The sequence below is a fragment of the Arthrobacter sp. L77 genome, assembly GCF_000816565.1.
Taxonomy (GTDB): domain Bacteria; phylum Actinomycetota; class Actinomycetes; order Actinomycetales; family Micrococcaceae; genus Arthrobacter_D; species Arthrobacter_D antioxidans.
Map to the genome: position 1 here is coordinate 178,152 of NZ_JWSU01000005.1, position 17,927 is coordinate 196,078.

Annotated in this window: 16 protein-coding genes; 5 read left to right on the top strand and 11 right to left on the bottom strand. The window is 66.7% G+C overall.

Annotated elements, in window-relative coordinates; all coding sequences use genetic code 11:
• Positions 1-2 precede the first annotated feature (2 nt).
• Entirely contained in the window at positions 3-593 is a 591-nt protein-coding gene (locus RY94_RS18140; RefSeq protein WP_052274176.1) for a 3'-5' exonuclease, read from the bottom strand.
• 261 nt (positions 594-854) lie between these two features.
• On the opposite strand from RY94_RS18140, the gene RY94_RS08955 reads away from it, so the two are divergent.
• From RY94_RS08955 to RY94_RS08965, 3 genes are all read left to right on the top strand, one after another.
• Positions 855-1,679: a nuclease-related domain-containing protein gene (locus RY94_RS08955; protein WP_156135095.1), complete on the top strand. Its 825-nt coding sequence runs from the start codon at positions 855-857 to the stop codon at positions 1,677-1,679.
• Positions 1,680-1,701: 22 nt separating this feature from the next.
• A complete protein-coding gene (locus tag RY94_RS08960) occupies positions 1,702-2,850 on the top strand; it encodes a nuclease-related domain-containing protein (RefSeq protein ID WP_052274177.1) in 1,149 nt (382 codons plus the stop codon).
• A 173-nt stretch (positions 2,851-3,023) separates the two neighbouring features.
• The gene (locus RY94_RS08965; protein WP_043444249.1) at positions 3,024-4,742 is read left to right on the top strand and encodes a hypothetical protein; all 1,719 of its coding nucleotides are present in this window, start codon (positions 3,024-3,026) and stop codon (positions 4,740-4,742) included.
• A 21-nt stretch (positions 4,743-4,763) separates the two neighbouring features.
• Here the strand turns inward: RY94_RS08965 and RY94_RS08970 are convergent, their stop codons facing one another.
• The 3 genes from RY94_RS08970 to RY94_RS08980 all read right to left on the bottom strand — a co-directional run bounded on the left by RY94_RS08970 (position 4,764) and on the right by RY94_RS08980 (position 8,138).
• Positions 4,764-5,324 (bottom strand): hypothetical protein, encoded by a 561-nt coding sequence (locus RY94_RS08970; RefSeq protein WP_043444251.1) that lies wholly within the window; start codon positions 5,322-5,324, stop codon positions 4,764-4,766.
• Between the two features lie 172 nt (positions 5,325-5,496).
• Positions 5,497-6,906, bottom strand: coding sequence for an amidase (locus RY94_RS08975; RefSeq protein WP_043444253.1), 1,410 nt, complete (start codon positions 6,904-6,906; stop codon positions 5,497-5,499).
• Positions 6,903-8,138, bottom strand: coding sequence for an amidohydrolase (locus RY94_RS08980; RefSeq protein ID WP_043444255.1), 1,236 nt, complete (start codon positions 8,136-8,138; stop codon positions 6,903-6,905). The genes RY94_RS08975 and RY94_RS08980 overlap by 4 nt, the downstream gene beginning before the upstream one ends.
• Before the next feature lie 225 nt (positions 8,139-8,363).
• On the opposite strand from RY94_RS08980, the gene RY94_RS08985 reads away from it, so the two are divergent.
• Positions 8,364-10,007 (top strand): peroxidase family protein, encoded by a 1,644-nt coding sequence (locus tag RY94_RS08985; protein ID WP_156135096.1) that lies wholly within the window; start codon positions 8,364-8,366, stop codon positions 10,005-10,007.
• A 110-nt stretch (positions 10,008-10,117) separates the two neighbouring features.
• On the opposite strand, the gene hxlA is transcribed toward RY94_RS08985, so the two are convergent.
• The 3 genes from hxlA to RY94_RS09000 all read right to left on the bottom strand — a co-directional run bounded on the left by hxlA (position 10,118) and on the right by RY94_RS09000 (position 12,337).
• Positions 10,118-10,741 (bottom strand): 3-hexulose-6-phosphate synthase, encoded by a 624-nt coding sequence (gene hxlA, locus RY94_RS08990; protein WP_043444257.1) that lies wholly within the window; start codon positions 10,739-10,741, stop codon positions 10,118-10,120.
• 47 nt (positions 10,742-10,788) lie between these two features.
• The gene (gene hxlB / locus RY94_RS08995) at positions 10,789-11,364 is read right to left on the bottom strand and encodes a 6-phospho-3-hexuloisomerase (protein WP_043444259.1); all 576 of its coding nucleotides are present in this window, start codon (positions 11,362-11,364) and stop codon (positions 10,789-10,791) included.
• A 121-nt stretch (positions 11,365-11,485) separates the two neighbouring features.
• Positions 11,486-12,337 carry a helix-turn-helix transcriptional regulator gene (locus tag RY94_RS09000; protein ID WP_043444261.1) on the bottom strand — a complete coding sequence of 284 codons (852 nt, stop codon included), beginning with the start codon at positions 12,335-12,337 and terminating at the stop codon, positions 11,486-11,488.
• Positions 12,338-12,407: 70 nt separating this feature from the next.
• Here RY94_RS09000 and RY94_RS09005 point away from each other — a divergent pair, with 70 nt between their 5' ends.
• On the top strand, positions 12,408-13,310 hold the full coding sequence (locus RY94_RS09005) for an aldo/keto reductase (RefSeq protein ID WP_043444263.1): 903 nt from the start codon (positions 12,408-12,410) through the stop codon (positions 13,308-13,310).
• A gap of 222 nt (positions 13,311-13,532) precedes the next feature.
• Here RY94_RS09005 and RY94_RS18715 read toward each other — a convergent pair whose 3' ends face one another.
• The 4 genes from RY94_RS18715 to RY94_RS09025 form a co-directional block, all read right to left on the bottom strand.
• Positions 13,533-13,895: a DUF6994 family protein gene (locus RY94_RS18715; protein ID WP_442853444.1), complete on the bottom strand. Its 363-nt coding sequence runs from the start codon at positions 13,893-13,895 to the stop codon at positions 13,533-13,535.
• Between the two features lie 402 nt (positions 13,896-14,297).
• Positions 14,298-15,050, bottom strand: a complete 753-nt coding sequence (locus RY94_RS17280) for an OB-fold protein (RefSeq protein ID WP_197060631.1) — start codon at positions 15,048-15,050, stop codon at positions 14,298-14,300.
• 447 nt (positions 15,051-15,497) lie between these two features.
• Positions 15,498-16,022: a DUF4352 domain-containing protein gene (locus tag RY94_RS17285; RefSeq protein ID WP_197060632.1), complete on the bottom strand. Its 525-nt coding sequence runs from the start codon at positions 16,020-16,022 to the stop codon at positions 15,498-15,500.
• Positions 16,023-16,384: 362 nt separating this feature from the next.
• Positions 16,385-17,626, bottom strand: coding sequence for a GmrSD restriction endonuclease domain-containing protein (locus RY94_RS09025; protein WP_082046251.1), 1,242 nt, complete (start codon positions 17,624-17,626; stop codon positions 16,385-16,387).
• Positions 17,627-17,927 lie beyond the last annotated feature (301 nt).

Consider the following 17,927-nt stretch of genomic DNA (forward strand, 5'->3'; position numbering starts at 1 on the left):
CGTCAGAGCCGGCGCCCGCTGACCCGCGTCCTGCCGACCGACGTCGCTCCCGCGGCCGGCCACAGCGCGTCCAGGGAGTGCAGCGCGTACCGGCGCGCGATGGCGACGACGGCGGCCGCGCACATCTCGGCGTCGCTCCCGGCGTCGTGATGCCGGAAGGCGCCGAGGCCGAGGGCCTTCGCGACGTGCGGGAGCTTGTTCACCTCGAGGCCGAGGAGGCGGCGGGCGAGCGCGACCGAGCAGTGGAACGGATTCTCCGGTACGGCCACTCCCGACTCCGCGCACGCACTGCGCAGTACGGAGCGGTCGAAGGGCGCGTTGTGGGCCACGAAGGGGTCCTCCCCCGTGAAATCCATGATGCGCCGCAGGCTCTCCGTCCATCCCGGTGCCGTGCGGACGTCGGCGGGACGGATGCCGTGGACCGCGACGTTGATCGGGGAGAACTCGCCGACGGAGCGCGGCGGCCTGATCAGCCAGGACGCCGACTCGACGACGACGCCGTCCATCACCCTCGCCAGGCCCACGGCGCAGACCGAGCCACGCTTGCTGTTCGCGGTCTCGAAGTCGATCGCGGTGAAATTGAGACCGTGCACTGTTACTCCCTGTAGCTGTCGCCGCCCGTTCGGGGGCCCCGGACAGCCTAGCCGCCCTCGGCCCCTTCGCCGGCGAGCGCTCCGCTGCGGCCTGCGGAAACGCTGACGGAATCCTGCAGCGATCCGGCGCGTGGGCGGGACCCGGCGTCGGGGCGCGGCCGATAGGTTGAGGATGATCGGGCGGGGCTCAGCCCGCCGGATCACCGAGGCGTGAGCGAAGCGGTAGGCGGACAGGGACCAGATGAGCACGAGGACGACGCGATGAGTGCTGCCGAGCCGCTGGAGAGCGATGTCCGCTACACCGAGCCGGAGGGCCTGGGGCTGCTGCGGCGGCGTGCCCCGGGACAGTCCGTGATGGAGGAACTGCTCGAGGTCCGCGGTCACCGCGACCCGCGGGGCCCCGTCGCCCGAGCGTTCGGCGTCCGTCTGCTCGACGCCGCGAGCCGCCCCTGGTACTGGGGCGCGCTCGGCGAGCGCGCGGTGGGACGCACCCTCGCCGCGCTGGGGCCGGAGTGGACGGTCCTGCACGCCGTACCGGTCGGCGAGAGATCGGCCGACATCGACCACGTGGTGATCGGCCCCACGGGCGTCTTCACCCTCAACACGAAGCGGCATCCGGGTCAGAGGATCTGGACGGCGAAGGGCACCTTCATGGTCGCCGGGACACGGCACCCCTACATCAGGAACTCGGACCACGAGGCGGCCCGGGCCGGGAAGCTGCTCTCGGCGGCGGTCCGCCAGGCGGTCACCGCGGAGGCAGCGATCGTCGTCGTCGGCGCGCAGCAGGTCACCGTGAAGGAGAAGCACAGGTCCGTCACGGTGCTCACCGAGGGCCAGCTGCTGCGCTGGCTCACGCGACGACCCGTCGTCCACACGCCACAGCAGGTCGCCCTGCTGGCGGCGGCCGCCGCGCAGCCCTCGACCTGGCGGCGCGCGCCGTCGGAGCTCCGCGATCCCGTGGAGGTCGCCCGATCCTTCGACGGGCTGCACCGGTTGGTGGAACAGGCACGACGACGACGGATCGGCTGGCTGCTCGCAGTGCCCGCGACGGTCTTCGCGTCGGCCGTGGGCGTCCTGCCGTTCTGACCCCTGACCTGGAGGTCCTTCCGTGCTGCACTTTCCTTCGACGAACACCGCCGCCCACACGCCGGATCCGCGTGACGTCACCCGCCTGCATCAGCTGCTCGGCCACCATGTCTGGGCGTTCAGCAACTGCCGGGTCGACGCTCCGGGGCTGCCGGTCGCCGAGGTGGACTGGCTGTTCTACAACTCCCTCAATGGCACCTTCATCCTCAGCGAGTGGAAGCGGTATCCGGCCGCGGTGCTGCAGGTGATGGACGAGGGAAAGCCCTGGACCCTGGTGAACGGGGCGGCGATCCCGAATCCGGTGGAGCAGGTGGGCAGGCAGCTCCACGCCGTCCGGCGGGTGCTGCGGCAGGACGTCAGCAGGAAGCACTTCCCGTCCGTCGACCAGCAATCCCTCAACCTGTATCCCAGCGTCTACTCGCCGCAGATCGACGAGGCGACCCGGCGGGAGCGGTTGCGCTACGGCGCGGTCCACGGCTCCCTCGAGGAGGTGGCACTCATGGTCGAGCGCAGGGCGGTCACCGCTCCCCTGCTCGTATCGGGCGGCAAGGCCCGACTCGAACTGGCGGAGACGTTGACCGACCTCTTCCGCTGCTCCATCGGCTCGGCAGTGCGCCGGAAGCTGGACCCTCCTCCGCCCGTCCGGCCTGATCCTGGTGTCCGCATGGCGGCCATCCATCGTGAGTTGGCGGCGCTGCATGTCGAACTCGCCTCGCTGCTCGAAACTCCCGAGCCTCAGGCGGTTCGAGACCCCGTGGTGGCGAGGGCCGTTCCTCCGACTCCCCCAGTCACCAACGCAGTGCCGTCGATGCCGCTTTCCCCAGCGTCGTCATCCCCGGCGTCGCCGTCGTCCCCGGCGCCACCGTCTCTCGGCTCGAAACCCGGGCATCTGCAGCAGCACGTCATCAAGCACGTCCCGCTGACCAAGGCGAACGCCCAGCATGTCCGCGCCGCGTTCCTCGCCGCCCTGCAGGACGGCCGGCTGCGGCGCAGCGGTGTCCACATCGGAATGTTCGGTGGCCTGGTCGGGCAGCGGCTGAAGGGTGGCCCGACCCTCGCCAGCCTCGCGCCCGGCAGCCTCCGGAAGTGGTGTCTCGCGCAGGCAGCAACCGCCGGCGTCGCAGCATCGATCGACGAGGTCGACCCATCGATCGTCAGGATAGGGGCTTAGCGCGCGCCCTCCTACACCGACCGCGCCGGAATATGGCGGGTCCCATGCTCCAACTCACGAAGGAAGGAAGAGGCGGAATGCCTGCACGAAGACGACATCGCGTCAGCAGTGGAGCACGAGCAATTACCTCACCTTCTCTCATGGTCAAGGACCTACCAAGAATCCGTCGATCAGTGGACGTGGCGGACGCGCGAGAACTGGCTGAGGTCCTGCTCGACCCGGATCGACAAGACCCGGTGGTGGTCCTTTCGACGCAGCAGTTCACAGGCGACGAAGGTGTAGATGTGGAGGACCTGGCCTCCATGCTTGGTGAAGACGTAACACTCTGGATTGTGCCGAACGGTCCTTTCACCATGGCGCTTGCTGATCTACTGCCGCCCAGGACGCAGGTTTTCAGCGATGCCCTTCGTGTATACCCGGCACACCTTGGGTGGCTGGACGACCCCTACCAGAGTCCGTTGCACCTTCTCAGGACGCCTGCGGACATCCGGACCTCCATCGAACTGGTCCTACGGGACGTGGAGGAATGTCTGTCCCTCACGCGATGGGGCAAACACAAGGAGCAAACCGGTGGCATGGTAACCACCGCGGTGCGCAGTGGACTCGTGGGCGCCTTTCTAGCGGAGGGATCACGTGCAGTCATCGCACTCGATGACGGCGGACGGGCATTGATACGCCAGGAGTCACTCGTGCCGGAGGTTCCGACGTCCTGGCTCTTATCCCCAGGACAGCGCGTCAGCGGAGTGTTTGATCCTGCAACGAACGAGTTGAGATGCGCTCTGCTCGGCGCATCCGGCGTTGCTGCGCACTATCCGGACGGCTCCCTCGCGCTCGGGCTCGTGACATCGATGAGCGCGTCCCGTGCAGACATCATGCTCTTCCCCGGCGCAGCCTTTCCGCTGACAGTCGCAGATGTCTCGACCAACGACATGGACACGCTCGAGGACCTACTGACGCTCGGTGAGGTCCTCATAGTACGTATCGATCGTGATGCAGGGCGGCTCCGGCTCACCATGCTGGACGTGGACGACGATGAGAGGGTGGTGCCCCCGCCTGTTCTCGTCGCCGGAGGGACGCCCTGGCTTGAATACGGCCGCAATCTGCCGTCCGCTTCGGAGGCACGCACCCAGGAAACTGATACTGCAGGTGCCGGCGCAGGCGTTCCCACGAGCGTGGGCAGTGACCGTGGAACCGCTCTTCGCGACACGCAGATCGCACTGGAAGCCGCCAGAGCCGAGATCGGAATATTGCGCGAGGAACGCCTACAGCTCCGGCGGGATCCGCTCAACAGTCCTACTATTCGTACGCAGGCGGACGCGGACAGCCAACTCCTTGCCGGCCTGGAAGACGAATTGATCCGCGCGGAACGGTACAACCAGCAATTGCAGGGGCAAATCAAGGATTTGAATGACAAGCTCAGCGGGCTTCGGAGGAAGCTCCGATCATCCCGGTCCGACAGCGGCAAAACCTCCGCGTCTCCCGCATTCCTGACTGCTGCTGCTCAACTTGAACACGACCTCTACCTGGCGTGGGTCGAGCGGATTCCTGCGACAGAAAAGGCTACCCACCCTCTTGGCCGGTACCGGTTAGGGCAGGAATTCGTGCCGTCTCTTGCCCTGCTCGCCAGCGACAAAAGACGAAAAGCCCTGAAGGCCGTCGTCGACCTGCTGTCCGCGTTCGACGGCCCGCTCCAAGCCAGAGACCCTCATCCTCTCCGCGTTTCGTCTGCCGGCGACTCGCCCACAGTCATGCGCGCCGGTGGCGCAGAGTCCTGCTGGCGACTGTCCGTCGAGCAGGGAGCTGAAGCCGCTCGACGGTTGCATTACTGGAGGTGCGCCGATGGGCTCATCGAGTTGTCGCGCGTAGTCGTCCACGAAGACTTCAGGCCGTGACAGTGGCTCGGGGGTGAATTCCTAGGCCATTTCCCGGTCATCAAATGTGGCCTGGATGAGTTCGAAGAAGGCTAGAGACACTTCTTCGCGTTCATCCTGCGCTGCCACTTGGATCTGCAGCCTCTGCAATAGCTCGCACACCTCGTCCCAGTCGTCGGTCAAGAGGTTCTCCCCGGCCCGGAACAGGTTCCGCTTGGCGTCCTCATTGATGCTTTCGGACAAGAGCGCGTCGGACAGTGCGGACAGGAGGACAATCGTCGCGCGAGCACCGAAGACAGTGGCCACCTCCTCCGCACGGAGGCCTGCACCGCGATGACGGATGATCATCCAGCCTTCGAAGAGCGGCATGCTCGCCAACCCCTGGATGGTCAGCCCTGCCTCCTCCAAAGGAACAGTGGCGGCACCCATCACATACCGCACGTCAGCCGCATAGCCAGGGCCAAGAGGCACGTTGGCTTCCTGCGACGCGACCGCGGGATAAAGGGTGATGTCGAGCATCGGGAGTCCGTGCTCGTCCTCACCCTGCACGCGAAGCTCGAGAGCGAAGGTGCCAGCGATGGAGGCAGGTCCCTGCTGATTCATTCTTCCAACCCCTTCGGATTGCAAGAGAAAGACCCCCGACGCAGAGGCGTCGAGGGTTTGGTGAACTGGGTTTCTTCGGTACTTCAATTATTCGAGAACTTCCCGGACACCGTCAATCTCGCGTGCAGGACGACGGAAACCAGAAGGCCCCGGGGAAGGGGCCGTTGGGCGCCTACAGGTCCGGCGCCCGCTTCGCCCAGAACGTCGCCTGCTCGAATGCGTACGCCACCTGCAGCAGTTCGATATCGCTGCCGTGCGGCATCACGATCTGCAGCCCCACCGGCAGTCCGTCCGCGCTGAACCCTGCCGGCACCGACACCGCGGGCAGACCGGTCGCGGAGATCAGGCACGCCGCACGCATCCAGTCGAGGTATGTCTCGAACGCTACGCCGTTGAGCGAGGTCGGATACCGCTCGGCGGCGTCGAACGGGAGGACCTGCGCAGCAGGACTCACGAACACGTCGTACCGCCCGAAGTAGCGGCGCACGCTGGTGTCGAGGCGGGTCCGGGCGAGCGCGGCATCGACCAGGTCCTGAGCCGTCAGCCGCTGCCCCTGTTCCACGTTCCAGCGGATCTCGGGCTTGATGGCGTCCCCGTGCTTCGCGACGAGATCGCCCAGGCCGAGCACGAAGTCGAAGGCCCGCGTGGTCCCGAACACCTGGTCGGCGTCGCGCAGGTCCGGCGCCGCCTCCTCGACGATCGCACCCAGCTGCTCGAAGATCCGCAGCTCTCGCTCGAGGACCCGCAGCACCTCGGCGTCCACGGGCACGCCGAGACCGAAGTCCGGCGACCAGCCGATCCGCAGACCGGTCAGGTCCCGGTGCAGCCCGACGCCGAACGAGCCCTGCACGGGGTAGGCGTACGGGACCGCGGGATCGGGGCCCGCGATCGCCGTCATGCCCAACGCGATGTCCTCGACGTCGCGCGCCATCAGCCCGCCGCGGCTCAGCCATGCCCAGGCGTTGCGCGTGGGCACGGACGGAACGACGCCGATCGACGGCCGGTAACCGACCACGTTGCAGAACGACGCCGGGACGCGCAGCGAGCCGCCCATGTCGCTGCCGTCGCCCAGCGGCTGGATCCGGGCCGCGATCGCCGCCGCCACTCCCCCGCTGCTGCCGCCGGCGCTGCGGCTCGTGTCGTACGGGTTGACGGTGGTCCCGAACACCTCGTTGAAGGTGTGCGATCCGGCGGCGAACTCCGGCACGTTCGTTTTGCCCGTCGTGACCACGCCGGCGCTCTTCAGTCGCCCGATGATGAGGTCGTCGAACGTCGGCACGAAGTCCCTGAAGATCGTGGAGCCCTGCGTCGTGCGCAGACCCCGCGTGTTGTGAGTGTCCTTGTGCGTCATCGGCAGACCGTGCAGCGGCGGCAGGTCGGCGCCCGACGCCGCCAGCTCGTCGGCCGCGGCGGCGAGCACGACGGCGCCCTCCCGGTCCTCGGTGATCACCGCGTTGATGCGGCCGTTCACGGCGTCGATCCGGTCGAAGTGCGCCTCGAGCGCCTCCCGCGCGGACACGTCACGACGGCGGATGGCCGCCGTCAGGTCGCCGGCGGACAACTCGTGCAGCGCATCGCTCATGACGTCGTCCCCATCTTCGAGAGCAGCGCCGTCATGGCGGCCCGCACACCGGTGGTCAGGGTCGGTTCGATGGCCGGTGCGAAGAACGGCGAGTGGTTGCCCGGAACGGGATCGTCGCCGTCGAGCAGTCCCTGCGGGTGCCCGCCGAAGAACCAGTAGACGCTCGGCACGCCGATCGCCTCGGCGAGGAGCCCGAAGTCCTCGCTGCCCATCACGGGCGGAGACTCGATGACGGCGTCCTCGCCGAGCACCCCGCCCAGCGCGGCCATGAGGTCCTCTGTGGAGGAGGGGTCGTTGTAGCACTGCGGGAAGCTGGTGATCTCCTCGATCACGGGCTCCGGCGCCCCCGACGCGGCAGCCTCGGCGCTGATGATGCGCCGCAGCGAGCCGAGCACGCGCTCCCGCACATCGACGTCGAACGTGCGCACGTTGACGGTGAACTCGGCCGACGCCGGGATGATGTTCTCCTTCAGGCCCCCGTGGAACGTGCCGATGGTGACGACCGCCGACTTCATCGGGTGCACCTCGCGGGCCACGATCGTCTGGATCCGGACCACCATGTGCGCGCCGAGCACGATCGGGTCGATCGACTGGTCAGGCTGCGAGCCGTGCGCCTGCTGGCCGTGGACGGTGACCTTCCAGGAGTCGGCCATGGCCATGGCCGTGCCCTTGCTGATGTTCACGGTTCCGGCGAGGCCCGGCCACACGTGCTGCCCGTAGATGATCGACGGCAGGGGCGCCTTGTCCCACAGACCGTCCTCCACCATGGCTTCGGCGCCCTCGCCGGTCTCCTCACCGGGCTGGAAGACGAAGACCACCGTGCCGGACCAGGCGTCGCGGTGCTCCGTGAGCAGCTGTGCAACAGTGAGGCCCACGGTCACATGGGTGTCGTGGCCGCAGCCGTGCATCACGGGGACCTCGGTGCCGTCGGCGAGGTGGCCCGTCGTCGTGCTCGCGTAGTCCAGGCCGGTGTCCTCGGCGATGGGCAGGCCGTCGGTGTCGGCACGGTAGCCGACCACGGGTCCGTCGCCGTTGCGCAGCACCCCGACGACGCCGGTCCCGCCGCACATGAACGCCTCGAGCCCGAGGTGGTTCAGCTTCTCGAGGATGAACGCGGCCGTGTGCGTCTCCTGCATCGACAGCTCGGGGTGGGCGTGGAGATGCCGGTACAGCTCGTGCATGGCAGTGGTGTGGGTGTCGGAAAGGCCGAGGACGGCGGTGTCGATGGTCATGGTGTCCTTCCGGGAAGCGGGTAGGGCTTGTCCCGAGTACATCAGGTGTGACGGACACAACGCGAGAGCAACACTCACCGGCCACCTCGGATGGACGGGGCGCCGTCGTCGCAGTTCGAGCTTGTGAAGATGTTGGCACACTGCGCGCTCCCACCAAGGTAATGGCAAGGTCCTCACGATTCACTGCCCCTGAAGGGGGCGCCGCGTCCCCGGGAGGGAGACACCGTGAGTGCAGAAGTGTCCGCTGCGGCCGTCGTCGCGCTGGCGCCGTCGTCATCCGAGGAGCCCGCCGGGCTGTCGCGCAGGGGTGCGCTGCTCTCGGCCGCCTCGGCGGGCCTGCTGTCCGCCCTGCCGATGGGAGCCCGGAGTGCTTCCGCCGCGCCGGCACCGGTTGCGGCGCCCACCGTGCGGAAGCCCGCCCGGCTGGGCCCGGGGGCCGGTCACGCAACCGGGAACCCGCGGGGTGCGGAGGTCGCGGTGAAGGCGCGGCGTGGACAACAGGGTCGATTCGGCCTGATGTTCCCGTCCCTGCAGCCCTTCTCCCCACCGGAGGCCCTGCTGGCCGTCCTGGCCCAACGGATGGTCGACCCACGGCAACCGCTCGCCGACGTCTCCTCGAGCGAGGACGGGTTCGACAACGCAGCAATGCCGGCCGGATACACCTACCTCGGCCAGTTCATGGACCACGACATCACACTCGACATCACGCCTCTGTCCCTGCAGAAGGCCGATCCCCTGGCGCTCAAGAACTTCAACACACCGTTCTTCGACCTCGCCTCCGTCTACGGACGCGGGCCGTCGGAGGACCCGCACCTCTACGACGCGGAGAACCCCGCCCTGCTCCTGGTCGCAACCACACCCGAAGGGCTGTCGGACCTACCCCGCACCCCCGCCGGGACCGCGATCATCGGCGATCCGCGGAACGACGAGAACCTCATCGTGTCCCAGCTGCACCTGGCATTCCTGACGTTGCACAACCACTTCGTGGAACTCGGCAACTCCTTCACCGAAGCACGCAGGCTCGTGCGCTGGCACTACCAGTGGGCGATCGTCCATGACTTCCTGCCCCGCATGGTCGGGTCCTCGCTGGTCGACGCCATGCTGCTCCCCGAGGCCAGCGGAAGAGGCAGAGCCGACACCCGGTTCTACAAGCCGGGAAACCGACTGAAGCCGATGATCCCGCTCGAATTCTCCGTCTGCGCCTACAGGTTCGGACACAGCATGATCCGGGCCGAGTACGAGATGCACGACAACACCACCTTCCCGTTGTTCGGCCCCGCAGGGCAGGACCTGCGGGGGTCCCGCCCCCTGCCGTACGACGCGAGGGCGGACTGGAACTACTTCTTCGACATCCCGGGTCTCGAGCCGCCCATGGGCCGCAACACCGCCCGACTCATCGACACCCAGTTATCTCTCCCTCTGGCGAACCTGCCGCCCACGGTGGTGAGTCACATCGACGGGGCCATCTACGCCCTCGCGCATCGGAATCTGCTGCGGGGGGTTGCGCTGGGGCTTCCCGCTGGTCAGGACGTCGCGAAGGCCCTCGGCATTCCTCCCATCCCCAACGCCAGGCTCGGTCTGTATGAACCCGAGTGGGGGAACAAGGCACCCCTGTGGTTCTACATCCTGAAGGAGGCAGAGCTGCAGGGCGGCCGCCACCTCGGGCCGGTGGGTGGGCGGATCGTCGCCGAAGTCATCCTGGGCCTGCTGTCCCTCGACCCGGACAGCTACCTGAATGCACACACCCGGTGGACGCCGGCCGATCCCGCCTTCGGGATGGGAGACCTGCTGAAGATGAGCGGTGCAACCTCCACGCAGGAGGAGGATGCACCGGAAGAGGAGTTACCCGAAGAACTGCACGACCCCTGACATCGCCCGGCGTCCCGGCCCTCGGCCCGGCTCGGACACACGAAAGGCCGGCCACCTCGCGGTGACCGGCCTCTCGTCTGTCGAACGCTGTCCTGGTCAGGACGGGGCGATCAGCCGATGGCGTTGCGCAGGTCCTTCGCGGCCTGGGCGGGATCGTCGGCGCTGTAGATGCCACCGCCGACGACGGCGACGTCGGCACCCGAGGCCTGGACGTCCTTGAGGGTGGCGAGCTTCACGCCACCGGCCACCGAGAAGGCGACGCCGGATTCCTTGCCCGCGGTGAGCAGGGTGTTCAGGTCGTAGCCCTCCTGGGCCTGCTCGTCGAGGCCGGCGTGGAACTCCACGAACTCGGCGCCGAGATCGGTGACCTCCTTGGCGCGGGCGGCCTTGTCGTCGACGCCGATGAGGTCGACGACGACGCCCTTGCCGTGGGCCTTGCCGGCCTTGATGGCTCCAGCGATGGTCGAGTCATCGGCGACGCCGAGCACGGTGACGAGGTCGGCGCCGGCCTTGAAGGCGACGTCCGCTTCGAGCTCGCCGGCGTCCATGGTCTTGAGGTCCGCGAAGACGATCTTGTCGGGGTGGGCTTCCTTGATGGCGGTCACAGCGGTCATGCCCGCGTTCTTGACCAGCGGGGTGCCGAGCTCGATGATGTCGACGTACTCGGCAACCTTCCCGGAGAGCTCGAGGGCGTCTTCGACGGTCAGTACGTCCATGGCGAGTTGCAGTTTCATGAGGTGTCCTTTGCTAGCTGGGGATGAAGGATGAGGGTGGCGCGGCGCTACTCGAGGTTCGCGTGCCGGGGCCAGAGGTCTTCGGCGGGGGTGCCGTCGACCTGCCAGAGGGTGTGGAAGGTGGCATCGAGCACCAAGAGCAGTGCCTGCTCGAACAGGCTCCCGGAGTACTGGCGCGACGCCGTGCCGCCGTGGTCCGTCTTCTGCGCGGCGGGGATGACCACCACGCTGTCCGCGAGGTTCGCGAGCTTCGACTCGCCGTCGGTGGTCACCGCTGCGACACGAGCCCCGACGCTGCCCGCCGTCTCGGCCGCAGCCACTGCTCCCGCCGTCGTGCCGGAGCCCGACGCGACGAGGAGGAGGTCGCCGTCGCCGATGGCCGGCGTCGTCGTCTCGCCCACCACGTGGACGGTCAGGCCGAGGTGCATGAGGCGCATGGCGTGCATGCTCAGCGCGAGCCCGCTGCGCCCTCCCCCGGTGACGAACACGCGCCGCGCCTGCTGGATCTCGGTGACGAGCGCCGAGAGCTGCTCGTCCTGCAGGCCGTCCGCCGCGCCCACGAGTTCCTCCTGGAGCAGACGCAGGCCTGCGGGCACCGAGTGGTCCTCGGGTGCTTGGGTCATCGGTGGGGCTCCTACCATTGGGGGTTCGTCCGGACTTCAGTCCATCACCCCTGACGATCCGCGCACACCGCTAAACCTTCCCCGTCAGACCTAGTTTGCGCAGGGCTAGCCTGCTATGCGGTCAGGCGGGAGCCGGGGCCGACGTCGTCGCCCGGGCCAGGCGCGCGAGCGCCGCTTCGCTGCTGGAGCCCGGCGCCCCGTAGTAGGTGCAGACGCTCTGGTCCGCCTCGCCGGGGACGAGCAGGGTCTGGTAGTGCAGCGTGACGTCGCCGACCACCGGGTGGTGGAAGCGGATCTCGCCCTGGTCCTTCTCATGGACGTTCTGGTCGTCCCAGAAGCGCGGGAATTCGGGGCAGCCCTCGCGAAGGTCGGTGATGAGGTCGGCGAGCTGGCGGTCGTCCGGGAAGCGTCCGACATCGAGGTGGAGCATCGCGGTGGTCTGCTCGCTGACCTGTTCCCAGTCCTCGTAGAGCTCCCGCGCCTTCGGGTCCAGCAGGATGAAGCGAGCGTAGTTGCGGCGGGTGGCCGGGAGGGCCTCGAAGTCGGTCATCAGCGCCCGCGCCAGGCGGTTGCTGGCGAGCACGTCCGTCCGGCGGCCGAGGATGATCGCGGGGACGGACTCCATGACGGACAGCAGGTCGTACAGCCCGGGCCGCACGCGCTGCGGCTCGTACGTGGGTGTGTGGTGCGGGGTCGGGGTGCCGCAGAGGTTGAGGAGGTGGTTGCGCTCCACGGTGTCGAGGCGGAGGGCCTGGGCGATGGCGTCGATGATCTCGAGGGACACCGCACCCCCGCGGCCCTGCTCGATCCGCATGTAGTAGTCGGCGCTCATCCCGGCGAGGCGGGCCACTTCCTCCCGGCGGAGCCCGGGAACCCGGCGCACCCGGCCGTCGAACGGAGCGCCGAGGTCGGTGGGTGAGAGCCGTGCGCGTCGCGAGCGCAGGAAAGCGGAGATCTCTGCGGCCCGGTCCATGGCTTCCATTCTGCCGCACCTTCCCGGCAGGGTTCCGTCAGCGGGCGCCTCCCGCCGGTAGCCTGAGGCAATGAAACCTCTGGCAGACCTCCCCCCGTTCATCTACGGCACCACGCGGCTCGGGCACGACGACGTCCCCCGCGAGCAGCAAGCGCTCATGGCCCGCACGGCGATCGATGCCGGGCTCTGGCTCCACACCTCGCGCCAGTACGACCACGCGCTCGAGGTCCTCGGTGCAGCCTTCGAGGAGGACCGCAGCAAGGTTCCGCCGGTGATCGTGAAGCTGGGCGGTGGCATGGCCGACGACGTCCGCGCCACCATCGCCGAGAACATCGAGCCCCTGGGCATCAGCTCCATCGACATCGGGCAGCTCACCGGTGTGGGCGCGTTCGCGGACGACATGCCGTCGGGCGGCCCCACCCTCGCCGACCTGCAGCGCATCAAGGACGAGGGCCTCGTGGGTCGCTTCGTCCTCGAGATCTTCCCGTGGACCTCGGAGGCCCCGCTCAAGGCGCTGCGGGCCGGGCACCTGGACGGCCTGATCGACGGCTACATCTTCTACCTCAATCCGCTGCAGCGCTTCGCGTCGAACGAACTGTGGGACGAACTACTGGCGCAGGACAAGGCCATCATCTCGATGCGCACCGTGGCCGGCGCTCCCGTCCACGAGCTGCGCGACGTCCCGGGCGCCGCGTGGAAGCCGTACCTGCAGGAGCGGGCCATCGAGGTGGCGCCCATCTTCGAGCGCTCCGGCATCGAGAGCTGGGCCGAGTTCTGCATACGCTTCGCGCACAGCACCCCGCAGGTTGTCTCCACCGTCGGGTCGGCGAGCCGCGAGGAGAACCTGCGCGAGCTGCTCACCTACAGCCAGGACATCACGCCACTGCCGCAGGACATCGTGGACGAGCTCTTCGCCCTGCACCGGCGCTGGTCGGACGAGACGGACATCCACGCGGAGCTGTGGAGCATGTAGCACGTCCCGGACGACGACGGCGGCGGCGGGGCAGCCACCTGGGTGACTGCCCGCCATTCGCTGCGGCTGCCTTTGGAGAGTCAGCTACTGGGTCGCGGAAAAGCTAGCCCGGTGCGTTGGCCAGTTGAGACCACCACTCCACTACTTCAGGGGCTGGTGATCAGCTGAGCGTGCAGCGATGGATTTCGTCCTGGATGTGCAGGCGGCGTGCCTCGAACAGTTTCAGACTGTCCAGACGGTATTGCACATAAGTTGGCAGGCTGGGGGCAGCGCCGAGGTCTTGAAGTTGTCGAAGAGGAGCAGGAAACGCGCTACACCTTCCGCATCAACGGTGTCATCGAAATGGAAACGCTTGATGTATCCATTGAAGGAGCCGAAGAGCGTGACGAACTCGGCGCAGCAATTCATGGTCGAAGTCAAGGGGCTTGTGTCGCCCTCATCAAATCGCCAAACTACTTCGAGGGTCAGGTCCCATCGGTCTTGGATCCGCGGTTGAGTGCCTCGATTCTGGTTGAGGCTGCCCCGCGAAACCGGGAAGCTCGTGAATCCGCAGACGGTGTACGAGCGTCGCAGGAACGCCTCCATTCCGTACCGTCGATTGAGCGGCCGCCCTGACAGGCAGCTAGTGCAGCGTAGAGGGCACTGTGGCTATAGGTGGAGTCGACAGAGGTCGAAGGCCGAACGCCGTCAGTTGACGCCCGGAAGGTAAGTGATGGCTGGACAGCGAAGGAGGGGCCGAGGCGTGGGCAAAGCCCAGACGCCCGGAGGATGAGGTAGTTGCTAAGCAGACGTATCTGCGTGTAGGAGCCTCTAGACGAGGGCCTCGTCCAGAACGTTAGAACCGTAGGACCGACATAACCTGCTGGTCCTTCGAGGAGATCGCCGAGGAGGCCCCTACGGAGCCTCCACAGCGACAGCAGGCAGCTACAGACGCGAACGGTCCAAGTCAGTGCCAGGGCGCAGACACTGACTTGGACCGACACCTAGCTAGAGAATCGCGCATTCCTTCAGCTCGACACCAAGGTCGCCACCGTCGTCGAATACGCCTCGCACTGTAATAGTGCTGCCGGCTGGAACCGTCGCCGCGTCAGTTGCCGGAAGGTCACGGCAGTTGACCGTCAAGAAACTGTACGCAGTACCATCGCCCATGCGCACGACGTACTTATCCTTGCTGAACATTTCGGTATCTACCTCATCAACAAGCCCGGTAACCTCGAGGATCTTCCCGCTGTATTTCGCGTCGGCCGCGGCTTCGTTGCCATCAAAGTCCGCGAGAAGCTGCGCGGCCTGAACCGGCACTACCTCGAGTGCAGCAGCTTTCGCCGCAGCCTCCTCCGCAACCTTCGCGGCCGCAGCCTCTTCCGCAGCTTTTTTCTCTTCCGCAGCCTTCGCGGCCGCAGCCTCTTCCGCAGCTTTCTTCTCTTCCGCAGCCTTCGCTTCTTCCTCAGCCGCAGCCGAAGCTTCCGCTTCTGCAGCCTCTTCCGAAGCTTCCGCTTCTGCGGCCTCTTCCGAAGCCTGCGCGATCGCAGTGTCTTCTGCTGATGCAGTCTCTTCTACAGCCGACGTGTCCGACGCAGCGGTGGAGGCGTCGGTCTCGTCGTTCCCAAGGGCACCGACCATAAAGAAGAACACGATGGCGCCGACAAGCCACCAGCGCTTCTTCTTGAACCATGGACGCAATGCTTTGGACTTCTCTGTTTCCCCAAGCTGTGCCTGCGGTGGGGGTGCCATGTTGGACATGGTCGTCTCCTTCGGGATTGTCAGTTCGAGCAGCGGTGTACAGAGGTGCCAGGAACAATCCCGTTGAATGGTGCGCCGTCGCGTGTGCCCCCCAGTGCCGCGTGAAGCGACCACCCGTTGTGATCGCCTCAGGAGCGGAATCGTCATTCCGCTAGAGAAAGTATGTCGAGTAAACATAAGAAACAGCAACTTCGTTTCTTCATTACCCCTAGGGGTTCGCACTGGAGGTGCCGACTTCGTCATTGCGCAGAGGACACTACGTCTTGTATCGCCCTTCAAAAGTTTCGGGCAGCCCAAATAGTGCCCAGGAAAAGCGCAACGCGAAGGAAAGAAGCACGTGCAATCCTGCGCACCCCAGAAAAGTGACCGCGCTAAAGCACCGAGGAGCTGCTCCTTCTAACTTTGTGCCCTGCCATCGAGCCGAGGGCGCCTACCGTGACCTTTAGGTTAGAAAGTCCATTCCCACCCAGTGCTACTGGAGGTGAGGTACGTATGGAACATCAGCGTGCCATGGGCCTCAGGCACGTCTAGCGCAACCTTGCCGGTCACCTTCTCTCCGGGACCGATGCCCCGCCCATTCTGGCTAATGCTCTCCCCGTCTGCCAGACACATGTACGCAGCCTGGGTGTTGAGGTCCCCATTGAAGGTGGTCCCGTTGGTGCCAATGAACTTGAACATACTCGCGCTCAGATCGAACTCGGAGTAGCCCCCATTCGGGTCGGCCAGCTCCGGAAACGTCTCAACGGAAACGTCCAACACGACAATGTGCCCGTTCACCACCGGCGTGGGGTACGGTCCTGTGCAGGGAGCATCAGGCGTGATCGAATTAACGGTGAAGTTGACAGTTGGTTTACCGCCTCCGTCAACGAGGCGGCCCGTCTGTCCAACTTCCTTGATGAAGTTACCCCGAGTGGACTTCGACGGTGTTGCTGTGGGGCTGGGTGTTGCAGGAGCCAGAGGCTCGACGGACACGCTTGCGACAGGGCTAGGTGTAGACGGAGCCGAAGACTCCGTGGACACGCCTGCGGCAGGGTCGGGCGCGGCGGCACCACAGGCGGACAAGCTCAGCCCGAGCGCGGCTATCACGGCAATAGCTGACACAAACCTAGTGTTATTCATTTCCTGAGACCCCATACAGTGCATACCAATGATGCGTAAATGGTCTCATGGCGCACACGGTCCAATGGCCAACGGACAGAACCTGACAGAATCCTTCGGTTCTGCTGAGTTAATGAACGCCCATCACGTCTCCGCGAGAGGACGCAACGGATGATAACTCGAAAATGTACGGCCATCAGCTATTACACATCTGACTGCATCGTGCGGACGGGCCCTTAACTGTCGCAGCCGATCCCGTCATTGTCGCGGTCGAACTTCGCCTGGAAACCCGGCGAACCGGCCGCTATCGGGGCGGCGCCCGCGGCGCGGACGGCGTCACAGTTCTGGTAGTACGGAGCAGCGGGGGCCGGAGCAACTGGAGCGGGCGCGACCGGCGCAGGCGCCGGAGCGACGGGCGCAGGGGCAACGGCCGCGGGAGCAGCCGGCGCAGGTGCGGGCACGACCGGTGCGACGACGGGCGCGGGTGCGGGCGTCTCGACCGGTTCCGCCGGCGCTGCGATCGACGGCGCCATCTGGTTGGTCGGTGCAAGGATGCCGTTGCAGTCGGACAGGATCGTCGCCATGGCGTCGTGTTCGGCCTGCGTGACCCACAGGGTGTAGGTCGCCTTGACCGAGACCTGCCGGGCCACGTATTCGCAGCGGTAGCCCTTGTTCGGCGGCAGCCACGTGGCGGCGTCACCGTCGCTCTTCTGCTGGTTCGTGGGACCGTCCGTGGACTGCAGGTTCAGCGGATCGTTCGCGAAGGCCACCCGCTGGTCGAAACTCAGCTGCTGGGCACCCTTCTGCCACGCGTCCGAGAGCGCGACGACGTGATCGATCTGCACGTCACTGCTCGTCGCCTGGCCGCGCAGGAACGCGATGCCGGTCCCGGTGTAGGGGTCGTCCAGCATGCCTGACTGCACCTTGCAGGGCACCGAGTTGACGTAGGCGATCTCCGTCAGGTCCCGGTTCAACATGTCGTTGCGGGTATCGCACCCGTTGCGGTCGACGTCGGCCCAGGCCTGCCCGAACTCCTCGCGGTCGTACCCGGTCTTCGGCGCGCGGCCCTTGACGGGCAGCGTCTCCAGCACCGCGAGCGCTGTGGTGTTGAAGGCGGGCTGGTCCGCCGGCGCACGGGGCGTGCCGTCCGCGTCGGCTACGGTCTCCGAATCGAGCGGAGCGACGTCCGAGGGCGTCGGACTGGGAGTGGGGCTGGGCGTGGGTGACGGCGTCGGCTTTGCGGACGGCGTTGCCGACGCGGTCGGAGTGCTCGGCGTCGTCGTCGGCTCGGCCGACGCGGTCGCCTGCTCCGCGACAGCTGTGTCCGAGGCCGGGGCGATCGCGCATCCGGCGAGCATGGCGACGACGGCGGCACCCGCGGTGATCGCACCGGCCTTGCGGCCTCCGAGGCGAGCCCAGGACGGCCGGTTGGTCAGGAGTGTGTAGAGCCCGGTGAAGAGTGCGAAAGTGGCGGCCATGATGAGCGCCCCGCTGACGCCGCCTGCTATGAGGCCGATGACCACCAGGAACAGGGCGAGACCGGCGACGATTGCTGTGGCGGTCCGTACCCTCGGCCTTGCCGGCGATGACGTGTTTTGGGCAGGCGGGCGGAATGATGAATTGATGAAAAGTCCCCAGGGTTGATGCAGTGTCTTTGGGCAGCGTACTCGCGCGAACCGCTGAGCACCGAACCGGATGTGAATGCAGGCAGAATTCCGCCCATGACGCCGTGCAAGCTCAGCTTTTGGTCAGGTTCGGCGGGGCTGGACAAGTTGACCT